Source organism: Thalassoglobus polymorphus, from assembly GCF_007744255.1.
In the GTDB taxonomy this organism is placed as follows: domain Bacteria; phylum Planctomycetota; class Planctomycetia; order Planctomycetales; family Planctomycetaceae; genus Thalassoglobus; species Thalassoglobus polymorphus.
This window is the reverse complement of the sequence record NZ_CP036267.1, coordinates 5,428,164-5,451,150: the sequence shown is the minus strand read 5'-3', so window position 1 is coordinate 5,451,150 and position 22,987 is coordinate 5,428,164. Positions and strand designations below refer to the sequence as shown.

Below are 22,987 nucleotides of genomic sequence, written 5' to 3'. Positions count from 1 at the left end.
CTGATTTATAAAGCTATGTCCGATCCTGTCACACTACTATCCGCAACGATCTTCCTTCCAGCATTGGGAGCAATCTTCCTCATGTTCTTCGACAAGAAGGCTGAGGATGCAATGCGATCGTTTGCACTGGTGATTACAGCAATCACCTTTGTTTTGAGCTTATTGATCTGGCGAGATTTCGACACATCAATCGGCACAATTCAAATGGCGGTTTCGATACCGTGGGTGCCCACCTGGAATATCAATTATCAACTGGGAGTGGATGGGCTCAGCTTACCGCTGGTTGTCCTGACCGGCTTGATCACCATGCTCTCTTGCATGGCAGCCTGGAGCATCAAGACAAAGGTTCGCGGTTTCCTCATGCTGTTTCTAATTCTGGAAACCGGCATGATGGGAGTCTTCCTCGCTCTCGACTTCTTCCTGTTCTACGTGTTCTGGGAAGTGATGCTACTACCGATGTACTTCCTGATCGGAGTTTGGGGTGGTCCACGTCGTGAATATGCAGCCATCAAGTTCTTCCTGTACACACTTGCAGGCTCAGTGTTAATGCTGATTGCCATGCTGATGTTCTACTTCAACAGTGGAAACTCTGAACTGACTGGCCATCAAAACATTTTTGATCTGCTCCAGCTTGCCGAAATCGCTAAGGTCGGCGGTTTTAGTGCAAACATGCAGATTGCAGCATTCATCTTGCTGTTCATTGGATTTGCGATCAAGCTTCCATCGTTTCCATTCCACACATGGTTGCCAGACGCTCACGTTGAGGCACCAACACCAATCTCAATGATTCTGGCCGGTATCCTCTTGAAGATGGGTGGTTACGGGATCATCCGAATCGCTATGCCGTTGTGCCCGTACGGTGCACATTACGCTGCTTACACCCTCGTCGCTTTGGGCGTTTTTAGTATTATCTACGGTGCCTTCGCGGCGATGGCTCAAACCGACTTTAAACGGCTTGTGGCCTACAGTTCAGTGAGTCACATGGGTTATGTGTTGGTCGGAATGGCGGTCTGGAAGATCTCTGAGACTGGCGCGACAATGAATATCAATCACTGGCAAATGGGCCTCTCCGGAGGAATGTTCCAGATGATCGGTCACGGAATTTCTTCAGCGGGGATGTTCTTCATGGTCGGTGTTGTTTACGACCGTGTCCATCATCGTGATTTGAACAAATTCGGCGGTTTGATGCAGATCATGCCACAGTACAGTGCTTTGGCAATTGTCATCTTCTTCGCAGGTCTGGGGCTGCCCGGACTGTGTGGATTCATCGGCGAAGTTTACGTTGTTCTGAGTATGTGGAACTTCAGTCCGATTCTGGCAATCATTGCAGCCTCAGCTGTCATTCTCACAGCGGGATACATTCTTTGGACGATCCAACGTGTTTATCTTGGACCGGAATACAAGGGACCACACCCAGAGGCGTTGACTCCGATCACTGGTCGCGAAAAGTCAGTTGCCTGGACTTTGGCAATTTTGGCTGTCGTGCTTGGGATTTTCCCTTATCAAACTGTGCTTGTTGTGATGGAGCCATCTGTCCAGCACTTGACTGAGTCCTTGTCAGTTGGATACGCGGTGATCAACGAGACGATCAATGCTGCTGTCACACAGATTCCAAAGTAATTGAAAGCGTTCATTGAGTCTCACACCGGTCGACGCTAATAAGTAATAATTCACGATGCCTGTTCAATCGATTTTAGATCAAGTTCTGAAACAAGAGATCCCACGCTCGTTGGAGATCTTTGCGCCTGAACTTGTGCTTTGTGTGACCGTTGTTTTACTTCTGCTATGGCGGATGCTCGGGTTGCATAGTAAGGCTCCGACTTGCTGGATTGCTTTGTTCGGATCGTTACTGGCATTCTTTGGCGCCTTTGCCCAATTCATGTACCTCAAGTCCAATGGGGTCGATGCAACTGAAGGCCTGAAACTTCTGTTCAGTGTTTGGCCTCTTTCTGCAGAAAACGTTGGCACTCCCGGTCCCTACTTCACCGGACTGTTGATGCATGATCAGTTTGCAGTCTTTTTCCGCTTGGGTCTCAGTCTCTTTTTGGTGCTCTTGATCGCACTTACGATTCTGACTGGGATTCCTGACGAAGAGGATGGGCAAGATTTCTACACGCTCCTGATCGGTTCAACCATCGGAATGCTGATGGCAGTTGGTTCGAATCATCTGTTAATGCTATTCATTTCAATTGAGATGATGAGTGTTCCCAGTTACGTGATGGTGGCATTCCAGAAAGGTCGTCGACAGGCGACTGAAGCAGCTTTGAAATACGTTGTGTATGGTGCCGGAATTGCTGGTGTCATGCTCTACGGAATTAGTCTCATTGCTGGGCTATTGGGGACAGCTGACATGAGCGAGTTGGGGGCTCGATTTGCCCTTCTGCTCGGCGACGAAAAATTCACCATGCTCAGTGCGAATTCCGTAACGCTCGTACTTGGCATCATGATGGTTCTCATCGGTCTGGCTTTTAAGCTGTCGCTGGTTCCATTTCACTTTTGGTGTCCGGACGCCTTTGAAGGTGCGTCTTCAGAAGTTTGTGCATTCCTGTCGGTTGCTTCGAAAGCTGCCGCATTCGCGTTACTCGTTCGATTCGTCATGGCATTCCAAGGTGCTGGTGAGGAACTGTTACTCTTCTTCGGGGTTGCACTCGGTGTGATTTCGATTGTGACAATGACGCTTGGAAACCTCGCTGCTTACACGCAAGTCAACATCAAGCGACTTCTTGCTTACTCAACCATTGCTCATGCGGGTTATATGGTGATGGGTGTTTCCGCGTTACTCGTGGTTGTCAATTCAACAACCAAGGGAGTTGATGCAAACACCGCTGCTGTGGGGTGTGTTGAAGGACTGATGTATTACATTTGCGTTTATCTGTTCATGAATCTCTCCGCATTTGCAGTTGTCGCTTTCCTTCGTAATGAGACGTTCAGCGAAGAGATCGACAGTTATCGCGGGATTTTCCATAATAACGCTGCCACAAAAGTGATTTGTGTTTGTCTGGGAATTAGTTTCTTCAGCCTCGTCGGAATGCCACCGTTTGGTGGATTCTTTGCGAAGATGATGATCTTCTACAGTGCGATTCAGGCAGGATATGTCCACTGGTTCTTGTGGGTCGTCTTAGCGTTTGGTGCACTGAATACTGTTTTCAGTCTGTTCTACTACTTGAAGGTGCTGAAAGCGATCTTCATTTCAGAACCTGAGTCAGACACGAGAGAAGTGGCCGTTCCAGGGATGGCAGGGGCATATGTCCTGTTGGTCACTCTTCCGATTCTGGCACTTGGAATGACACCACTTCAGGGCGACCTGAGTGCGACTGCTCAATACGTTGCAGATGTACTGTTCAAATAATCGTCCTCATCAGATCATGACTTACGGAAGTTCGATGGATCCCTCAGCCACTAATTCTCTGGTCAATTCTCTGCTGATTGAGATTCATCGCAGTCTTGTCCAGTATGGTGCCGAAGCTTCTCCATGGTCGTCAGATGCCGACTCTGAGCTTCTGGACCGTATCCAAGATTTCGCATCAAAGCAGGATAAGTCTGTCTCTGAAATGGTAGACTTCTTGCGTTCACGAAAGCATCTCGTCGATTTCGGAGTTTATCCTCCGGAGTACACAAGCTTGCACTTTGTTGGCTTGGGGTATTTTCTGGACCGTATGAAGGAAAGCCAGGAATTGCTGCTCAACGACCTGGAGTCTGCCATCGGGCAACTTGCTGGTGATTCAGAAGCAGTCAAACTTGTTGAAAGGGCCATTGAGCAGAATCAGATTGTTCTTAAGTCACTCGGTGAAGTACGGCTTGCAGTTTCAACTTCGTAGCTGTCGCTGTCTGTCCTCTTGACGAAGACCAAAGACGCGTTCATTCTGATTTTTGTTGAAGATCGACCTTCAGCATGTCCATTTATGGGTGTGCTAACCCACTTTCGCGTCGTGTCCCTCAGATCAGGCAACAGGCTCTCAGCTTTTCGGTTTTGCCTCCGCATCGCGTTTTTCATTTATTGAAGCGTGTTCTTCACGGGCACACGACACAGAAAACCTCTCTCGAGCATTTCCAGTTCTTCTGTTGTCCTCGAAGTCCGTTTTCACAAGCCCATAAACTGATGCCAAGAGGCAGATCCTGCAAACCAATTCGAAAGATGCTCTAGTATTGAAAACTCTCACCGGTCATCGTACGTATTCCGATGGCTGATTTGATTCATCTGACAGCCGTGTCCAAGTTGGTGTCTCCTATGCTGATCGATACTCACGCTCATCTCGACGAGCAATCTTTTCACGTCGACCTTCCAGAGGTTCTTGATCGGGCACAGCAAGCAGGCGTACATGAGATCCTGACGATTGGGATTACGCTCGCTACCAGTCAAGCTGCAGTTAAGCTTGCTAAGTCTTATCCGCAGATCCATGCCGTGGTCGGAATTCAACCGAATTATGTCGCGGAAATGAAGCCCGGTGACTTTGAGCAGATTGTGGACCTGGCTAAAGAGGATTGTGTCGTTGGGATCGGAGAAACTGGGCTCGACCGCTACTGGGATCATGCCCCGATTGAACTTCAGGTTGAATGGTTCAGGAAGCACATTGAGCTTTCTCAGGCGATTAATAAACCGTTCGTTGTTCATTGTCGTGAGGCAGAAATGGACGTGGTTGAACTGTTGCGCGAGTGCGCGAAGAACGCTCCTCTGGATGGAGTGATGCATTCGTTTTGTGGTGACCGAGAAACAGCTGAAGCTTGTCTTGAATTAGGGATGCATATCTCGTTTGCAGGGATGGTGACGTTCAAGAAAAATAACGATCTTCGCGAGGTCGCCAAAGCGATTCCACTGAATCGAATTTTTGTAGAGACTGATTCTCCATATCTTGCTCCCGTCCCTTTGCGCGGTAAAAGAAACGAACCTGCCAACGTTGTTCAGACCGCGCGTTGCCTTGCAGACCTTCATGATCTTACGCTCGAGGAGTTCGCAAGTGCGACAACAGAAAATGCGCAACGATTCTTTTCTCTTTCGTAATTCGTTTTGTTGCGCGCACGATCTTGGCTTTTGATCGCAATTCATCTCTTGTTTCCAAACTTTTTTCAAAATGGAGAAAAAAAATTGGAACGCGAAACATCTGCCAGCTTGTGTTTGTGACTTACTCAACGTGCGGCGAACTCTTCAATGCATCGCTCGCGCTCATGTGAAAATCGATGACTCTTCGTATTGCAAAATACGGATTATCTTTACTTCACTTGTCTTGTGTCGTGCTGTTCAATTCGAACAGAGAGTCACTTGCTTTGAGGTCAGTCACTTCGTGAGTGTGTGCGCTCTCTGGAGTTGTTTCATTCCGTGATCGCTTCAGTGTGTAACATGGGGGATGTTGATTTACCGCACAATTATTGCGGTGAAAATGATGTTCTTTGATTCTCCTCAAAGAGTGTTCAACTCAAAAGTCTTGCGAAGGTGATCGCGAAGTCGGGCGAGTTTTGCTTCCGATTTCTGGATGGGCTTCACACAATGGCTTTGAATCGTGATGAGGAATTCCATTCGTATCGTTGCACGAGTGAGCGCTTTAGTGACAGTTTTGACTGCACATCGAAGAGGTTTCGTTCACACAAATTTTTGTGAAACGACTGCGTGTTCGAATTGAGCCATGCTGAAGTGTTCGCTCGACGGCAGTGGTGAAGTTCTGATGTCATCAAAATGGTTCAAAAAAGACTTGCAAGGATTTGCTCTTTTCGTAACATTTGCCGCAAGTCATTGTTGTCGTTGTGTCTTTGTGTTTTCATCAACCATGATTCACATTCATCATGACGATCACAGTCGGTTCGCCACGGTTGGCGAATCGGGATGGATTCGGCAATGTGGAGACTGAACAAGATCTGCCCAGTAGCAACCTGTTCATTCCACAACCTAGAAGCTCTTGGAAGGAGGAGTTTCCGTGGCCAAGAAAAAGGCAACTAAGAAGAAAGCTGCAACTAAGAAGAAAGCAGCTCCAAAGAAAAAGACAGCTGCTAAAAAGAAAGCAGCTCCAAAGAAAAAGGCAGCTGCTAAAAAGAAAGCGGCTCCAAAGAAAAAGGCAGCTGCTAAAAAGAAAGCAGCTCCAAAGAAAAAAGCAGCCGCTAAAAAGACTGCAACTAAGAAGAAAGCAGCTCCAAAGAAAAAAGCAGCCGCTAAAAAGAAAGCTGCTCCAAAGAAAAAAGCTGCTACTAAAAAGAAAGCAACTAAGAAAAAAGCGACCAAGAAAAAATAGTGATCTCGGCTTGAGATTACTGAGCTTTCGGTACGAGCGAATCAGGTCAAATCTGGTTTGCTCGTTCTTTTTTGCGCTAACCGTTTTCTCGCGCAGGCCTACTCTCAGTTTCAACTGAGAAGGTCTTTGTCTTTCGTCGAGATGAAGCCCCCTCCTGCTGCCCTGTTGGGCCTTGAGGAGGTCAGGGACATATTATGGTCGTCGCTTGTGGAGTTGCTTGAGAGCTGCGACGTTGTCGTCCGCAAGGACTGCATCAGCGTGCTTCCGTCCGCAATGCGAAAAGTGGGGCACTACTGTTCCGGAAAATGGACGACATCTGCGTAAGCGTTGATGAGTTGGATCAGTTTCTCGCAGTCCTCACCGATATCCTGTTTTAGCAAATAGCCTGAAATCCCAAGGTTATAAGCGGCATTCACATCACGTTCTTCGTCCGAAGTTGTGAGCATGAAAACAGGAAGCTGTTTCAGTTCGGGGTCCGCTCGCAATACTTTCAGGAACTCAATTCCGTTCATCCTGGGCATGTTGACATCAAGTAAGATTAAAACCGGGCCGGGGATCCGCTGTTGATCCAGTTCGGTGCCGCGAAGCACGTGCAGTGCTTCCGCTCCGTTTCGTGCGACTGTCATGTTGAACGGAACATTGTGTTTCGTAAATGCTCGCTGTAGAGCAATGACATCGAGTTCTTCGTCTTCAATGATCAGCAGGTGCATAAGAACAGGAATTCAAGTTTTGTAATTGGTCCGGAAATCTGGCTGTGATTTTTCAGGCGATGAGAAAATTCTGTATGACAGAAGTTCCGAAGTGGGAGTTCGCTCTGCCCGGGAGGCAGAACGAGAATACGATTATAAAAAATGCTTTCATCGCTGCTTCTCGTCATCAAAATCGTTTTCGGGGAGGTCACGCATGCTTGGCCAGGTGAAATAAAACTGTGAGCCTTGTCCGGGCAGAGAGACCAGTTCAATGGTTCCGCCTCTAGCTTCGATGACTCTTCGTACGACTGCAAGCCCCATTCCGGTCCCTGAAACACTGGTGTCGAGTCGTTGGAACATCTCGAAGATCTGTTTTTGATGCTCTCTCGGGATCCCGGGACCGTCGTCGCTGACTTCGAATTGGACATATTCCAGATCGGAGGTTTCAGTCACGCGAACGTGAACCTTTGGATCGTCGCGGTTGTGATACTTCAGTGCATTTTCAATCAGGTTGAGCAGCACATGAAAGAGTGGTGCGCGACCGGTCAGGAGATCGATGCCATCATTATGGAGTTGAATTGTTGCCATCGAAGGAGGTTGGATGAGGCCGACGATTTCATCGAACAGTTCTTGTAAATCGATCGCCTCGACTGCGACTCGAACCCGTCCTGCGCGAGAGTATTGGAGTAAGTCGTCCAGCAGGCTTTGCATTCGCAGTACCTGTTCATCGAGACGTTTCAGGTGGTCGTTGCAGGTCTCGGGAAGTTTTCCTTCGGAGTCTTCGCGGATCCATTTAGTTAAGTGTTGAATCCCCCGAAGTGGTGACTTCAAATCGTGAGAAGCAACGTACGCAAAACGATCCAGGTCGTCGTTGCTACGTTCGAGCTCTCGTGTCCGTTTGATGAGATCCATCTCGGACGATTTTCGGTCTGTAATGTCGCGAATGAAAATCGCCACACTTGTCTTGTGGAATTTTACAAGGACAGCTTGATGCCAAACCTGATCGCCATTGATTCTCATGCGGTATTCAATCGTTTGAGACTGACCGGTGTTTGAGAGGTTCGTATATGCGTGGTTGTAGTCTGTGGCGACATCGCTTGAGACCAGAGACTGAATTTTATGGCCAACATAGCCATCTTCGGGTTTGGGGAAAATGGCTTCTGAGCTCACACGGCAATCCTGGATCAAGCCGTCTAGACTGGTTCGGAAGAAAAGGTCCGGGCTGGCGTTGAAGATGGCTTCGAGTTCAGCTGTCTTTTCTCTCAGTTCAATTTGAGCCAGCTTTTGGTCGGTCATGTCAACATGAACTCCGATCATGCGATCGGGGTGTTCGTCGGCATCGTAAAAGACCCGGCCTTGAGCACGAATCCAGCGATACGAACCATCTTCGTGTTTGAATCGAAAGACCGAGATGTAGCCATCGGTTTTCCCGTCCAGATAATTTTGTAACCGCAAAATTGCTTGAGCTTTGTCATCGGGGTGAACCCGGGTTTCCCATGCTTCGTACCCATCGATGGTGCTGTCAGTTGGAAGACCAACTTGAGTTTTCCACTCTGCAGAGTACGAGACGATCCCGGTTTCCATGTCCCAATCCCAAAGTCCAATGTTGCCCGAACGAAGGGCCTCTTCCAGCCGACGCTTCGTGTGGGAGAATTCGTAGTCGTGTCGCAAATCCTCCGAGAGATCACGTACAAAACCGATGATGAAGGATTCCCCGTCGACATTGATGAGCTTGGCGTTGACCTCCACTGGAATTTGTGAGCCGTTTTTCTTCTGATGAATCGAACGAAATGTTTTGCTCTTTGCAAATGTTTCTTGCCAGCCAGCTTGCTCCCAATTTGTGCGTGATTCATTGGGGTCGATGTCCCAGACGGACAGCGATATGAGTTCATCAATCGTGTAGCCCAGCGATTCACACGCTTGTTGATTGGCATCGGTGATCTTTCCGTCGAGAGACAACCAGAAGATCGCTTCGCCTGACTGGTCGAAAGCGAGTCGGGTTTGCTGCAGCTTTCGCAAGCTCTTTCGGGCTTCGGTGACATCCTCAAGCACTGCGGTGGACCGAGCAAACTGGCTGTGGAAATCGGTCTCGGCAATCGCGTTCAAGTTGATCTCTCGAACGCGACCATCTTTGGTGAGATATTGCAGCTCAATATTTTCGCAGTGACCTCGGGATCGAAACTGTTCTATTTGCACAGCGACATGACGACTTGATTCTTTCGTCAGGAAATCTGCCAGGCTTCGTCCGAGGACTTCTTCACGACTGTATCCAAAGTGCTCCAGCCAGGAATCGCTCACAGAGAGGAGTACTCCTTTTGCGTCAATCGATTGCATGAGCGCTGGGGTTTTCTCGTAGAGCTTACTGAGACGCTTTTCCTGCTTGATTGTCTGCTCGCGTAGCAGGTGTTCTTTGTGGTTTTCGACGCATGTTCCGATATATCCAAGGAACTCCCCGCTGGCTGAGATGTGCGGAATCGCATGGCAGATCATCCAGCGAGACTTACCATCATTTCGACGCAGGCGAAATTCGACATCAAATGGTTGTCGACTGCCCTGCATCTGTTTCGCTGCGCTAGTGACTGTTTGAAGGTCATCTTCTGAAAGCGCGTTTCGCCATCCCGATCCGAGTGCCTCTTCCTGCGACTGTCCGGTGAAGTTGCACCAGCGAAGATTGACATACATGCATTCCCATTCTGTGTTGGAAACCCAAATCAGCACAGGTGCATGGTCAGCAAGATTTTTGAAGTCGAGTTCAAAAGGTTTCACGCGTGGCCCTCCCAACGATGAGTAATGGGAACATGTACTTCGCGTTTATCTTGGACGATTGGTGCTGAAATGGATAGTGCATCCAAACAGCGTTCAGGGCATTTTCAATGCTTGCCGCCCCGGTGAAGGTCGTTTGTGAGACTGCATGGGCTGCCAGTCATAATGCAGGACGGATTCCGAACGGCAATTCGAAAAATATTATCACCTCAAGAGCAGGATTGGTTTTGATCTCGCCTCTGTTCGTGATGATGTTTTCAATAAATGTTGAAAGAGTCGCTCGCAGATGTGGCGATCGAGTGAATATTCACTGGTTTACGATGTTTTGCGGGGGCTCGCCATTAAAAACTGCGAGGATCTGTTTTGTGACGCGCATTCTCAACTCGTCCACTGATTCTTCTGAAACAAACGCAGCGTGCGGTGTGGCGATGACGTTTTCCTGTCGGTACAACTCGTCATGCAGATCGGGTGGCTCGGGTTCGAAGACGTCCAGGCCTGCGCCGGCAATCTTCCCGGTTTGCAGGCCTCGCAAGAGCGCTGCAGGATCGATCAATGAGCCGCGCGAAGTGTTGATCAAGATGACGCCAGCCTTGAGTTGGTTCACGGTGCTGTCATTGATCAGATGGTGAGTGGCGTCGGACAATGGAGCGTGTAGGCTCAGGATATCCGAAGTGAAGAGAATTTCATCCAGCGAAAGCATCGGGCAACCGGTTCCGTAATCGTTTCCTGACGGAGTGTGGGCGGCGACATCAAGCCCAAACGCTTTTGCCCGTTGGAACACCTCTCGTCCGATGTGTCCGAAACCGATAAGTCCCAGGCGTTGCTCACTGAGCCGGTGCATCGGTGGTCCCGCTTTCAGATTGTATTCACCTTGCTTGGTTCGTTGATGGAAGAAGCCGATATTCCGTGTGAGTGCCAGCATCAATCCGAGCGTATGATCTGCGACTTCTTCGACGCAGTAATCGGGAACGTTCGTGACTAGGATTTCGAGTTCACTGGCAACCTTGAGGTTGATGTTGTCGAGCCCGATTCCCATGCGGCAGATCAGTTTGCAGCTTTTGGCTGCCCGAATGACCGGCTCTGTGACCTCGGCCCAGCATGTTGCGATGGCAAAGACATCTTGAGCGAGATCGATGAGCGTTGCTTCCGCGTCATTCGGGGCATCGACAATTTCGATTCCTGCAGCTCTCAGAAGATTCTCTTCAATCTCGAGTTCTGGCCAGGGGTGATCTGTGATTAAGATTTTTCGGGAACTCATGCTCTTGCGACACCTGTTTTAGATTTCGGCTGAGTGGTCTGGCGCAGCATGGATGCGAAGTTTCACACGCATGACGCTTCATCCATGTGATCTCAATTGATCTCCTGTGTTTGCATTGAGCGTTGCTCGTGCGCGTACTCAAGGCTGTCGGATGAATACTCTGCCGGAGGAAACTGAATGTTCTTCCGATTCACTTCAGCAGGCATGATGAGAACCGCTTTGCTTCCTTCAGGGGCTGATGGTCGGGCTGTGGGCTCTTGTTGGTACCGGATGGCTGAATTGGGCGGATGCGCTTGATGGATGAGCCTTTCCTTGCTCCGCTGCTTCCTGTTCAAGACGCATCACGACGATTTGAATGGAACGAAGAACAGAGCTTCGAAATCTTTTGACGTCTCTTGAAAGACAATCAATCGAAGCCGTTGTCTCTATCGATTTTGCGCGAGGAGAGTTTGAAATGCAACATTTTCTGAGAGCATCTCTTGCATGCGCTTTAATGACCTGCTGAGGAGGACTCGTGTCGCTGCATCCGATTTCCCGATTTGCTCGGCGATTTCCTTGCTCTGCATGCCTTGCAGGTAGCGTAGCTTCAAGGCTTCACGAGCCTCATCCGGAAGTTGTTCCAATGCCTCTGCGAGGAAGAATTCTTTTTGGTTGCGAGAGAAGGCAGCGCTCGGGCTGGTCATGCTCGCAGCCAGGTCGTTTTCGATACCGGCCCCTTCATTTCCTGGGCCGGCGCCATGGATGCCAACTTCACGATTCGCTGCCCGTTTTTGTGCACCGAAATGATGCCGATGAGCGTCGATGATGCGGCGTTCAGCCTGCTGGCACAACCAGCGAAATGGGTCGCGACCTTCGAAGTCAACAGATTCAAAAGAACCGAGGCAGCTCATCGAGAGATCTTGAAAGATGTCGCTGGCTTCGATTTTCTTGCGCAGACGGTCACTCAGCCGCTTGTCGATAAACGCCAAAAGTTGCGGACGCCGAAGTTCGATGAACTCTGCTAAGGCGTCGCGATCTTTCTGGCGGATCCGTTCAATCAGATGGTTCGCGTCCTGATGGTCAGGACTTTGATGGTCAGCGTTCTCAGGCATGGGCTCCCCATCATGTTCAAATTGATTCAGACAGCTCTGGTCAAGCCTCGTTACTCATCCGTTTTCTTCTTGAAGAAGATGCTTGAGAAGAAGGCGTCAATTCCAAACCATGTCCCCGTTGGCAAAGCCGCAATGCAAAGCAGTGCGATGATCTCAATCATATTTTTGTTGATGTAGAGACTATGCTCTGGCCCCGGAGCAGGTGGCACACCAGGCCATGGTGGGATCACCAAGTAAAACGACAACACCATCGCGGCGGCCATTACGGCTGAGAACCGTGTGAAGAAGCCGACAATCAGAAGCGAGCCGAGGATCAGCAAGCCCCACATCGCAGCCATGTCCGCACGGTGAAGTGGGGTGTCCGCAGGTGCGGGGGCGCCGAGTTTGAGTTGTTCATCCGTCAGAATCTTCATGGCGTTATCCATGAGTTCAGACTCTAACGTTTTGATTGGGCCCGTAAGGTCTGCTCGCATGATGGCAACTTTTTTGGCGAGCATCGTGGCATGATCGTGCTGATAACTCATCGACGCCTGAGTCAGGGCTGCTTCGTACTCAGCGAGTAACTCTTTGTACTCTTTGATTTTTCCGAATTTGATGTTGTGCTTTTCCGCGCTTTCTTCCTGACGGGTCACTGTTCCCATCTCAATGTTGAATGAGCCACGTTCGTTCAGTTCACCAGTCACGCCTGTTCGTTCAGGGTCTCCCTGTAGCGATGCAGCAAGTCGTTGTCGATATGGCAAAGCTTTCTTGACTGTGGAGTTGATTCGAGAGGCTGCGTAGTTGAAGTTCTCGGCGTTGACGCCTGAGTCTTTCTTTTTTGAAAGAGCAGCCAAGTCACCGAGTTGTCGTTCGACGGGAGCCCGGGAATATCTGACGAGTGCATCGAAGGTGCGGAAGAATGCAACTTCGGTGTCATCAGCAGGGACGAGAGGGGCATCTTCAGGAGCGTCAGCCGCTTTTTTCTTTGCGTAAGGAACCTCGTCGTTCCCTGTGGCAACGACATCCACCATCGCTTTGATTTTAGTCTCTTCACTCGGCAAAACGGCTTGCTTCACAGTCAACTTTTTCGACTTTGCGTCGTAAGCAATAGTTGACTTATATCTGCCGAGATCGACAGATTCCGGAAGAGCAGCGAGTGTTCTTGAAAAAGTTATTTGAGGGGGATTTTCCGCCGGGGCCGTATCCTTCTCGGCATCTCCGTCCAGGATGATATTCAGAACCGTTTTTTGCTCATCATTCAGCTTGTAATGAGAAGCGAACTTGTCTCGCCAGTTGTACCACTTCTTGCTCATCTTGGCATAATCGAGCCAGTTGAGGTCGTCGGGATCACCGGTCATGTTCCGGAAGTGGTCACGAAAAGGGCCTTGGGCATTCTTAAGATAACCCTCAGAAGTCCATGGACTGGGACCATCCATTTGGTCGTACTTCCACATTCCTTCGTAAAGTAATTGCCAGCCAATGGAAATTCTCAGCACAATGATGAGTAAAATGGCGAGCCCGGAAATACGTTTGAGGTCTTTCACTCTGACGTTCCTCAGAATTTTATTTTGAAGTGATGGATATCGATTTATTCAGGCGGGAGGCTGGACGGCATGTTGATCTCGTTCGACAAGAAGCAGTCTTCATCGAAACAAAGTCGATTCGAAACCAGCTGGATGCGAGACGACAGGTTGTTTCCCTGAGCTCGTATCAATCCTGGTCGGTTTCGAAGTCGAGTTTCAGTCAGTCACGACTGAAACGCCTTCCTCGAAAAACAGCTGATCGAGAGGAAAATTCTTGATCACTGGTTCGAGGATTCGTCCATGAGTTGGCGCAGCGACAAGGATTGCACCAACTTGGGGATGATCATCGCAATACTGGACCGCCTTGTCGAGTCCCATCGCATAGAAAGCCGTTGATAATGCGTCCGCTTCCGTTGCTGTGGGGGCGATCACAGTGACCGAAAGTAATCCTTTGGCAGGCCATCCTGTGCGGGGATCGAGTAGATGCCCGTAGCGTTTTCCTTCAAATCGGAAAAACTGGATATTTGAGCCGCTCGTCGACATTCCTGAGTTTTTAAGCAAAATTGTCGCGTAACGTTTGTCTGTGAAGAGTGGGTTCTTGAGACCGATGGGCCAACCGTCTAAATCACGATGAGTTCCCGAGGCAAACAGGCTGCTTTGCCCACCGTGAACCAGAAAATTTTCAATTTCTTCATTTTTGATATGTGTGGCAGCTTTGTCGATGCCGTATCCTTTCCCGATTGAAGCAAAGTCCAGTAATAAATCCCGCTCAAATTTCACTCCCTTTTCACTTTGAGCGACATATTGCATCCCGGAGTTTGCGAGGGCTTCCTCAACTTCAGCCTGATCAGGAATTCGGTTGTTGAGACGTGTTGATTTCCAGAGTTGAATCAGCCGACCGCTTGCGGGATCAAAAGCTCCTGATGTGGATTCATAAATTTCTCGGCATGTTTTGAGAAACGATTCCAATTCTTCGGAAACTTCCTGCCAGTCTGAGAATGCTTCTCGGTTGAGCTGAGAGACGTCGCTGTCGTCTCGATAAATTGTCAGCAGTTGTTCTGCATCTCGGACGCAGTCAAACGCATCCGAAGCGACCATGACCTGTCGCGGCGGCCCGGGATTCATGATGACACACCAAGGGCAGCCCATTGCTTTGGTTTCCAGTCTCACAGTTTGGCTAGCCACCGGAGCCACCCGGCCCGGTTCTGCATCAACGAGTGCATCTGCGATCTCATCGCCGACACGGCGGATTTCTTTATGCACCGCTTTCCCGGTCAGGAATTCGCGTCGAGAGGAATCATGTGGCTTAGACATTTGTGGTATTAGATTCGTAATTGGGCACTTGAAGGACTCTGCGATGGCAATCCGGATAAGACTTGAGCGATTTGGACGTTTCAACTCCTTGAAGTCACGCTTGTTCAGACTATACTTCCATCGTCAGGAATCTATTGAGCGGCGGTTCTTCCGTTCGAGCGTCCCAAGGTTAAGGTGACGCCATCAATAATTACAATTCCGCTTCAAGACGCAACCCCTTCGTTCGAGCAACCTCACCATGGCCTCGCTCGAACAATCTGATGATATTCAACCAGGAGAGATGACGATGAGTGCACAAATTGGACAACCCGCTCCCGACTTTAAGGTGAATTCTTACGATCGCACGAAAGATGGCAGCGACGATCAGTTCAAAGAAATTTCACTTGGCGACTTCAAGGGAAAGTGGGTTTGCCTGTTCTTCTATCCACTCGATTTCACATTCGTTTGCCCCACTGAAATCGTTTCTTTCAATGACAAATTGGGTGATTTCGAAGATCGTGAATGTGCCGTGCTCACAGCCAGCACAGACAGTGTTTACTCACACAAAGGCTGGTGTGATTCCCACGAAGATCTCGGGAAGCTCAAGTACCCGATGTTGGCGGATACAACTCACCAGCTCTCTCGTGATTATGGCGTCCTGAAAGAAGATGCCGGAATCGCCTATCGAGGAATCTTCCTGATCGATCCGAACGGAGTCGTTCGCTGGATTGCGATTCACGACTTGAGCGTCGGAAGAAATGTCGATGAAGTCCTTCGTGTTCTCGATGCGTTGCAAACAGATAAGCTCTGTCCTTGCAACTGGAGCAAAGGCGAAGAAACCTTGAACTAAAACCAGTCCGAAAACCTCTGGAATAGCCGCTTTTCTCAACGTTTGAGAGAGCAATTTCAAGTTTCAGGATCAGTTCTAAAACAGAGTCGTGTTTCTCGTATTCGCGAAGTGCATCTTTCGTAAGGGAAGAGAATGCTCGCTGCGAGACAAATGCGTACATGTTTTATGAAATCGTACGACACTCGTTCTCAGGGTCTGCTTGAGGACGAGTGTTTTACATCAGTCCCGTCGTATGCAGCTAAGCAAGAGTCCCATTATGCCTCGTTTTGAACCTGTCGAAGTTGCCAGCGCCCCGGAAAATATCGCCAAGCTCTACGGGCGTATTCAGGAGATGCTGGGTGAAGAACAGATCCCTGCGCCATTTCTGGTTTACGGAAATGTGGAAGCGTTTCTGAAAGACTTTTATATGAACTTCAAAAAGTTCGTTTACAGCGATGGCCACACCGACAGTAAGACTCGGGCTGCCATCGGGCTGGCGGTCGCTGCTCATGCAAAATCAGATCCGTGGATTCACTTCTTCCATCAGCGGTGTCTCTCTCTCGGCTTCTCAGAACAGCAAGTTCTTGAAATTCTCGCCATCGCAGCGACGAATTATATGTACAACACCTTCTTCAAATTTCGTGATCTCAGCGGAAGTGATCTCTTTGAAGGGATGGGTGTTGGCCTCAGGGCTCACACATTTACCGGAACGTCACTCGATGATTCGCTCATTGAATTGATCAACATCGCCATCAGCGATTTGAATGCTTGTAAGCCCTGTACTTCAGGGCATGTCGAGAAGGCCAGCAAACTCGGCCTGACAAAAGAGCAGATGTTGGAAACCATTCAGTGTGCCGCAACAATTTACGCTGGCGCTCAGTTTTTGAATGCCGCGTCGTAAGTTGTCAGAACGTGACACGGCTGCCGTTTCACTTTCAAATTGAGGGAAAGATGCGTACAAACGTATTCTCTTCAATCAATCACACTTAGCTCGGAAGCCTCCTCCTATGATTTCTTCAGCAGTAACGATTAGCCTTGTCGAACAGGCACGTGGTGGACCTTTCGTACTTTGGGACGACTTGGCAGCCGGTGTTCGACTTGCGAAAGAGCTTGGTTACGACGCTGTTGAGATCTTCGCTCCGGGGCCAGATGCGGTTGATCGTGGGCAGTTCAAGTCTCTCCTGGAAGAGACCGGATTGAAGTGTGCTGCGGTCGGAACTGGGGCAGGCATGGTGATCAGCCAGTTGAGCCTCACTGATACGGAAGCTGCCAAGCGTCAAGCGGCAATTGATTTTGTGAAATCAATGATCGACTTCGGCGGCGAATTCTCAGCTCCGGCGATTATCGGTTCGATGCAAGGACGTTGGACAACTGACCTTCCGAAAGACAAAGCGTTAGAACTTCTCGGAGAGGCGTTGTCCGAACTTGGTGAGTACGCGAAGCAGTACAACGTTCCGCTGATCTACGAGCCACTGAATCGCTACGAGACAAATCTTTGTAATACAATGGCAGACGGTGTTCAGCTGATCGAATCGCAATCGATTTCGAATGTTGTGTTGCTCGCAGATTTGTTCCACATGAACATCGAAGAGACCTGTATTGCGCAAGGCCTGAAAGATGGCGGACGCCACATCGGTCATGTGCACTTCGTCGATTCAAACCGTCGTCCAGCTGGCAACGGACACATGAAATACGAACCGATCGTCTCCGCGCTGAAAGAGATCAACTACCAAGCCTACGCTTCCGCAGAAGCCTTCCCTTGGCCCGACCCGACGGCAGCAGCCAAGCAAACCATCGAAATGTTTCAGAAACTGTTTCGATAGAAAATGTTCGCTCTTTTTTGTGTCCACGGGTACACGGTAGAACAAACTGCTTCAAGAGCAAATCTAAAATCCGTCTTAACAGTACTGCCTCGTGGCATCAGCGTATGGGCTTGTGAAAACGTACTTCACGGACAAGAGAAGCATTGGAGATGCTTTAGAAGAACTCGTCTTCGTTCACTTGTTGAGTGGAGGGTGTGCGCTGGTGCTTGTTTTCGTTGAGGACCATCCGCAGAAAGCTTTGGTATCGTAGTGGAGCAATGAGTCCCGCTTCGACTGCCGACTTCACATCGCAGTTGGTTTCGTGAGTGTGGGAACAGTTTGGAAATCGACAGCGAGTGACGAAGGGGCGGAATTCAATAAACAGCCCTTCTATTTCTTCTGTTTGAACATCCCAAAGTTGAAGCTGACGGATGCCCGGCGTGTCAACAACCCATCCCCCTCCATCGAGCGGAATCAGTTCGGTGACGCGTGTCGTGTGGCGACCTTTGTGTGAATCGCCGCTTACGGAACTGGTGAGCTGACCGAGTTTCGGCTGAACTGCATTGAGTAACGAGGATTTTCCGACTCCACTCTGACCGGTGAAGACCGTTTCTTTTTCGAGCAGCAGGCGTTTCAACTCGTCGATTCCTTCTCCCGTCAGTGCGTTCGTCATCAACACCTGATAGCCCAGGCGAGAGTAAATACCCGCGATTTTTTGCAGGCGGACGCGATCTCCAAGGTCCATTTTGTTGAGGCAAATGATCCCGCGAATGTCCCCCTTTTCTGTGCTGCACAGGAAGCGGTCGATCAAACCCGGTTTGAGGACAGGCTCATTGACTGAGGCGACAATGACAGCTTGATCAACATTCGCCACGATCACATGTGCTTCGCCACGACTGATTCGAGTGAGCGTTCCGAAGCGGGGCTCGACTCGTTCGATCACTCCGTCTGTTTCACTCAGCGGGGTAAGTAAAACATGGTCGCCTGCAACAACTGCATTTCGGCCATCACGCGCCATGGTCCGGAGTACCTGGCGGACAGAACACATAAGTTTTCGACCGTCTTGCAATTGAACGGAAATGCTGTTTGCACCAATTGAGCGCAGAACTCGTCCTTTCAGACAAGTGCTTTCATCAACAGTTCGTCCGTCGTCATCGGCAATGACCGTTCGGTATCGAGAAAGCCGACCTTTGCCGGAAAGCCGTTCACCGGTTTCCAGATCTTCGATCTGTTCCTGGTTTTCGTGAGATTGCTTAGTGAGATCCTGAAAACGAGTCCGGGATTGACGATTCTTTTTAAATTGAACGCGAACTTTTCGAGCCGATTTTTTCTTCTTTTTCTTTTTCGCCACAGGCTCAATCTTTGTTTTCGGCTTTGTGCATATGTTTAGGGACACTCTTGGGTATCGCCAGATTCGCAGCTTGCACGGGACAATGGTCCCGTGCTACGAACGCTATTCGTATTGGTCTCGTGTTCTGCTTCGTCGAGACAGCAATTTTAATCATGAGACACGTTCTGCACAGGCACATGGCAGAGCAAACTGCTCTAGTCTTCTCCCATGAGCCAGTCCATCGCTTCGTCTTCTTCAGCACTGAAGGATTGTTTTTTAACAGGTTTGGCGGAGGCAGGAGGAGGCGTCGCTCGTCGTCGTTCTGCTTCCTGTTTTTGCAGCCCGGCTTTCTCTAACAGGCCCATTTCGAAGGGGTTCTCTTCTTCAGGAGGAGCGGTTCCGACTGGCTCGTAGGAAATTTCGAAGTGGTGTTTGGCAATCGAAATTCCATCTCCGGGGTGAAGCCACTTCTGATCATGACGTTCTCCGTTGACTTTAATGCCGTTGCGGCTGCCCATGTCACGAATTTGCCAGTAGCCATCGATATACGTCAGTTCACAATGTTGTGAAGAGACATTTGGGTATGCGAGGACAATCTCACAGCTGCTCCGACGCCCGATCATCAGTCTCGGTTCAAGTAGCGGAATGCTGTCCCCGCCGCCAACGGGAATCAGTTCGCCCAACATAGTAGTATCCTTAAATTTTAAATCAGTCGATTATGTGAATTGAAGACCCGTGTTCACGAGTTCAAGCGAAACCTGAACACGTGACTCTCTTTGAAGTGCTGAGAACTTGGTGAAACCTTATTTACCAATCTACATGCGTTGTTTTTTGAAGTCAAACATATTCAATGAAAGCTCTTTTCAGAATTATATTCGCGTCCCGTGTCAAGGAGTCCAGTGCTTTCCCAACGAAATCCATTCATCACGGACACAAAACTTACTAAGAACCTGTTCACGGTTGGTCTGCAGTCACCTCGCTGCATCTTTGGTAGTCAGTCATTGAGTCATCGGGGGGATCATCAGGACTCATCAGAAGACTGAACAGAAATTCGAAAGATGCTTGAGGACTGACCCTGAACCTTAAGTTTGCTTTCTCGAAGACTGAGAATAGTGAGGCTGACGGGCACCACAAGCGGGCATCAAAATCTTTGCAAATGATCGAATGCAGATTTGAAAAAGATGTACGCGAACAGTCGCGTGGAAATCAGTGATTCATCAGATGAAAATCGCTCTTCACGGACACAAGAAACACGAAATTGTTCTAGAGTGAGCCCGGCTTAAAATCGGAGACAGTCGTACAGGCAGTGCAGTCACTGGACAGGAAAAGTTGCACGAATCGTGATTATGGCAAACCTGATCCGTCGTCCTCAGCCAAGTTGTTGTAAATGTCTGACAACGTTTTATTCAGTTCGTTGAGTCGTGCTTGAGAGATCCCTTTGACTGCACGTTCTCGGGTCACCATGCCTGCTTTCACAACTTCCGTCCAGATCGGCTTGACTTGATCGGTCAGTTGCAGCAACTTCACTCGTCGATCTGTCAGACTCGGTTGGCGGGTGATCCAGCCATCTCGCTCCATTCGATCGACAAGCCGGACCACGCTCGATGGTTCCACTTGAACTCGCTCTGCGAGTTTGGTTTGCGACATCTCGCCAAAGACGGTTAAAGCTCCTATCACCTGAGCTTGCCTGTACGTGACCCCGAGAGGCTCTAAGGCGATGTTGCCGATCCGTTCCAACTCTTTGCCAACGAGTAGAATCCAATAGTCCAGAAGATGGTCTAGGTTGTCTGATTTCACTTGGCCGCCCAACTGAAATGATTTATGAACTCGATGTTCGACAGAGTCTTTACGAATTTTCCCACTCTGCCGATCATCGATGATTTGAAAGATTTAGAACCAGTCCGAAAGCCTTTGGAATCGCTGCTTTTCTCATGGTGTGAGAGAACAATTTCAGGCTTCAGGCTCAGTTCCAGGAGTTTTCTGCACTCCTGACCTTCATTTCCGCAGGTATCTTGATGGTCGTGTCGGGGAAACGCAAATGTAAATCGATATGATCTCAGAAAGAATCGAGAGTGATCAAAATGAGAAGATTCTGCAGTATTTTAGACGAATGGACTCAGTGGAGTTTGTTGATGTGAGGTTTGTCGAGGCCACGAAGAAAGTGGTTCTGACTGGTGGTCGCGGTCTGTTTCGTCAAATGACCTTTTGCACCGTGGCGAATAAGAATCGTCCAGTCTTTTCGTATTGACGAGCTCTTGCGCGTTGGCTGTTGTTGAGAGAGGGGAACGAAGAGGGTGAAAAAGGGTTCCGGCGATTTGCCTCCATTCGGTGGGCAGACTACTATCTAAGTAGTAGCCACCGTTGTGATTGCAACGAACTTTCGTATTCGCGCCAAAGAAGTCAATAGCTCGTTTGGTGGCGGTTCTACGAATTCGAAAGTCTTCCCGCTACTGAGTTCCAGGAGGTCTACTTTGTCTACGTCTGCCGTTGACCTGCAGAACGCTCAATCCCATGAGATAGATGTCTTTTTGTCTGCATTACGGGAAAGCTCTGCGGGATTTTCTCGTGTTTCTATTGCGGAAAAAAAATCTGCGATCAATGAAATTCGTAATGCACTCCTCATCAATTCTCCGGAGTGGATTGAACTGTGCAGTCGCGCGAAATCGCTGACAACCTCCTCGCAGCGAAGTGAGGAGGTGCTCTCTGGACCCATGAGCACCGCGCGTTATTTGACGCTGTTGCTACAATCGTTGACAGCGATCGAAACTCATGGGAAGCCACGACTCCCCGGGAAAATTTCCAAACTTCGGGATGGACGCTTGAAGGTTCCGGTGTTTCCCGCAAATGGGATTTTTGATTCGATTGCCTACCTGGGGCTCACCGCAGAGGTCTGGATGAAGCCGGGCGTTGACGAGGAGTCTCTTCATGGAGACCTTCTCGAACCTCTTCTTGGTACTTCGGAACAGCCAGCCCCGATCTCTCTTGTTTTGGGGGCCGGGAATGTTGCGTCGATTCCACTTACCGACTCTCTCTCCAAGTTGTTTCAAGAGGGACATCTCGTCTTATTGAAATTGAATCCTGTCAACGACTATTTATTTGATGTGTACTCAAAGATTCTGGCTCCGGTGATTGAACGCGGTTGGTTGCGAATTTTTTGTGGTGATGCAGAGGCGGGTAAGTACGCTGTCGAACATGGCGATGTTCAGCATGTTCATATTACGGGATCGCATCATACGCACGATCAAATTGTGTGGGGCGCCACACCTGAGGAGAGACAAAAGCGGCAGGAAGAAAGTGATCCGGCGCTGAAGAAAGACATTACGAGCGAACTCGGGAATGTCACTCCGTGGATGATTATCCCGGGCAAATACTCTCGGAAAGAACTGCAATTTCAAGCGGGAAACCTTGCTGCTTCCCTCACAAACAACGCTGCATTCAACTGTATTACAACACGAGTGATTGTCACGTCGAAGAATTGGGCACAGCGTGAAGAGTTCCTCGGAATTCTCAAAGAGACGCTTGCGAAAATACCGAGTCGAGTTCCTTATTATCCGGGAACTTTGGATCGGTTGGAGCGATTCACAGGTGAACCTGCGATCGTAGATGAGGAAGGGACTCTCCCCTGGAAAATTCTGGAGAATGTTCACCCAGAGGAAATGCCACAATTCTTCATTGATGAAACTTTTGCACCTGTTTGTGTTGAAGTTCAACTCGATGCTGAAACACCTGAACAGTTTCTGGATCAGGCTGTCGTGTTCTGCAATGAAGAACTCTTCGGGACACTAGCTGCCTCCATCACCGTGACAGATCAGTTTCAGAAACAGAACCCCGCTCAAATTGAAGACGCCATCTCGCGGCTCAACTATGGGAGTGTCTGTATTAATCAATGGGCGGGTTTAGTTTATGCCTTGATGACTCCACCTTGGGGGGCATCTTGCGAAAACGACCTGTACGATGTCCAAAGTGGGATCGGCAGCGTCCACAATCTGTATTTCCTCGATCAGTTTGAAAAGACGGTCTTCCGCGGACCTCTGTGTAATTTCCCCAAGCCTGTTTGGTTTTCTTCTCATAACCATTCCGAACAAATCGCCTGGAAACTCGTTGATTTGTACTGTCAGCCTTCTGTTTTCAAGCTTCCCGGTTTGCTGGGGCCGGCATTGTTGGGGTAACCTACAGCTTGGGATTACGTAAAACTTGGGATCACGTACAGTT

The 22,987-nt window shown here is 49.2% G+C and carries 18 protein-coding genes; 9 read left to right on the top strand and 9 right to left on the bottom strand.

The features are described 5' to 3' along the window. Positions 1–15: 15 nt before the first annotated feature. The 5 genes from Mal48_RS19745 to Mal48_RS19725 all read left to right on the top strand — a co-directional run bounded on the left by Mal48_RS19745 (position 16) and on the right by Mal48_RS19725 (position 6,218). Positions 16–1,620 (top strand): complex I subunit 4 family protein, encoded by a 1,605-nt coding sequence (locus Mal48_RS19745; RefSeq protein WP_145203758.1) that lies wholly within the window; start codon positions 16–18, stop codon positions 1,618–1,620. 55 nt (positions 1,621–1,675) lie between these two features. Then, entirely contained in the window at positions 1,676–3,349 is a 1,674-nt protein-coding gene (locus Mal48_RS19740; RefSeq protein WP_145203755.1) for an NADH-quinone oxidoreductase subunit N, read from the top strand. 34 nt (positions 3,350–3,383) lie between these two features. Then, a complete protein-coding gene (locus Mal48_RS19735) occupies positions 3,384–3,818 on the top strand; it encodes a hypothetical protein (protein WP_145203753.1) in 435 nt (144 codons plus the stop codon). Between the two features lie 362 nt (positions 3,819–4,180). Beyond that, complete coding sequence (locus tag Mal48_RS19730; RefSeq protein ID WP_145203750.1) at positions 4,181–4,999, top strand: TatD family hydrolase; 819 nt, start codon at positions 4,181–4,183, stop codon at positions 4,997–4,999. Positions 5,000–5,906: 907 nt separating this feature from the next. Further along, the gene (locus tag Mal48_RS19725; RefSeq protein ID WP_197441853.1) at positions 5,907–6,218 is read left to right on the top strand and encodes a hypothetical protein; all 312 of its coding nucleotides are present in this window, start codon (positions 5,907–5,909) and stop codon (positions 6,216–6,218) included. A gap of 290 nt (positions 6,219–6,508) precedes the next feature. Here Mal48_RS19725 and Mal48_RS19720 read toward each other — a convergent pair whose 3' ends face one another. From Mal48_RS19720 to Mal48_RS19695, 6 genes are all read right to left on the bottom strand, one after another. Next, the gene (locus Mal48_RS19720) at positions 6,509–6,928 is read right to left on the bottom strand and encodes a response regulator (protein WP_145203744.1); all 420 of its coding nucleotides are present in this window, start codon (positions 6,926–6,928) and stop codon (positions 6,509–6,511) included. Between the two features lie 147 nt (positions 6,929–7,075). After that, positions 7,076–9,673, bottom strand: a complete 2,598-nt coding sequence (locus Mal48_RS19715; RefSeq protein WP_197441852.1) for a PAS domain S-box protein — start codon at positions 9,671–9,673, stop codon at positions 7,076–7,078. A gap of 304 nt (positions 9,674–9,977) precedes the next feature. Next, positions 9,978–10,928, bottom strand: coding sequence for a C-terminal binding protein (locus Mal48_RS19710; RefSeq protein ID WP_145203738.1), 951 nt, complete (start codon positions 10,926–10,928; stop codon positions 9,978–9,980). A 425-nt stretch (positions 10,929–11,353) separates the two neighbouring features. Beyond that, on the bottom strand, positions 11,354–12,019 hold the full coding sequence (locus tag Mal48_RS19705) for a sigma-70 family RNA polymerase sigma factor (protein ID WP_145203736.1): 666 nt from the start codon (positions 12,017–12,019) through the stop codon (positions 11,354–11,356). Between the two features lie 50 nt (positions 12,020–12,069). Beyond that, complete coding sequence (locus Mal48_RS19700) at positions 12,070–13,542, bottom strand: hypothetical protein (RefSeq protein WP_145203734.1); 1,473 nt, start codon at positions 13,540–13,542, stop codon at positions 12,070–12,072. Between the two features lie 195 nt (positions 13,543–13,737). Then, the gene (locus Mal48_RS19695) at positions 13,738–14,835 is read right to left on the bottom strand and encodes an FAD:protein FMN transferase (RefSeq protein ID WP_145203732.1); all 1,098 of its coding nucleotides are present in this window, start codon (positions 14,833–14,835) and stop codon (positions 13,738–13,740) included. 286 nt (positions 14,836–15,121) lie between these two features. On the opposite strand from Mal48_RS19695, the gene Mal48_RS19690 reads away from it, so the two are divergent. The 3 genes from Mal48_RS19690 to Mal48_RS19680 all read left to right on the top strand — a co-directional run bounded on the left by Mal48_RS19690 (position 15,122) and on the right by Mal48_RS19680 (position 17,466). Further along, a complete protein-coding gene (locus tag Mal48_RS19690; protein WP_145203729.1) occupies positions 15,122–15,664 on the top strand; it encodes a peroxiredoxin in 543 nt (180 codons plus the stop codon). 256 nt (positions 15,665–15,920) lie between these two features. After that, positions 15,921–16,544 carry a carboxymuconolactone decarboxylase family protein gene (locus Mal48_RS19685; RefSeq protein ID WP_197441851.1) on the top strand — a complete coding sequence of 208 codons (624 nt, stop codon included), beginning with the start codon at positions 15,921–15,923 and terminating at the stop codon, positions 16,542–16,544. A 106-nt stretch (positions 16,545–16,650) separates the two neighbouring features. After that, entirely contained in the window at positions 16,651–17,466 is an 816-nt protein-coding gene (locus tag Mal48_RS19680) for a sugar phosphate isomerase/epimerase family protein (protein WP_145203723.1), read from the top strand. A 154-nt stretch (positions 17,467–17,620) separates the two neighbouring features. On the opposite strand, the gene rsgA is transcribed toward Mal48_RS19680, so the two are convergent. The 3 genes from rsgA to Mal48_RS19665 form a co-directional block, all read right to left on the bottom strand. After that, positions 17,621–18,796 carry a ribosome small subunit-dependent GTPase A gene (gene rsgA / locus Mal48_RS19675; protein ID WP_145203720.1) on the bottom strand — a complete coding sequence of 392 codons (1,176 nt, stop codon included), beginning with the start codon at positions 18,794–18,796 and terminating at the stop codon, positions 17,621–17,623. 194 nt (positions 18,797–18,990) lie between these two features. Beyond that, entirely contained in the window at positions 18,991–19,461 is a 471-nt protein-coding gene (locus tag Mal48_RS19670) for an FHA domain-containing protein (RefSeq protein WP_145203717.1), read from the bottom strand. Between the two features lie 658 nt (positions 19,462–20,119). After that, positions 20,120–20,572, bottom strand: a complete 453-nt coding sequence (locus Mal48_RS19665) for a MarR family winged helix-turn-helix transcriptional regulator (RefSeq protein WP_197441850.1) — start codon at positions 20,570–20,572, stop codon at positions 20,120–20,122. Positions 20,573–21,486: 914 nt separating this feature from the next. Here Mal48_RS19665 and Mal48_RS19660 point away from each other — a divergent pair. After that, the gene (locus tag Mal48_RS19660) at positions 21,487–22,944 is read left to right on the top strand and encodes an aldehyde dehydrogenase (protein ID WP_145203710.1); all 1,458 of its coding nucleotides are present in this window, start codon (positions 21,487–21,489) and stop codon (positions 22,942–22,944) included. Positions 22,945–22,987: the final 43 nt, after the last annotated feature.